The organism is Jeotgalibacillus sp. ET6 (genome assembly GCF_029667115.1).
Lineage (GTDB): Bacteria > Bacillota > Bacilli > Bacillales > Jeotgalibacillaceae > Jeotgalibacillus.
The window spans coordinates 1-266 of sequence record NZ_JARUIU010000113.1 but is presented as its reverse complement, the minus strand read 5'-3'; the positions used below and the strand labels follow the sequence as shown (position 1 = coordinate 266).

The following is a 266-nucleotide window of genomic DNA, read 5'->3' as shown; positions in this document are numbered from 1 at the left end:
GCTCTTGGCGAATTCAACCATTTGAGCTCCGTACCCTTTATTCTGGTAATCCTTTATTTTTAAATTGTACCAAAATTCAGGCCCATCGCAGCAAAAGAGGCTGGATTAAATTCATCATCAGCTTTTTTTTATCTAAAAAATGAATGAGGATTCATTCAAAAAGTCTTCAAAAGGAGGAAACTTCGCGGATTGTTCATTGTTTCTCCAGAAGGAGAACTTCAGTATCAAACTGTTTTCCACAACAATTAAGGACATTTCCCCAATTT

General features: G+C 36.1%; 1 pseudogene. It reads left to right on the top strand.

Features of this window, described 5'->3' with window-relative positions:
• Positions 1–180: 180 nt before the first annotated feature.
• A pseudogene (locus P6709_RS19995) lies at positions 181–246 on the top strand (peroxiredoxin); the annotation flags it as partial.
• Positions 247–266: the final 20 nt, after the last annotated feature.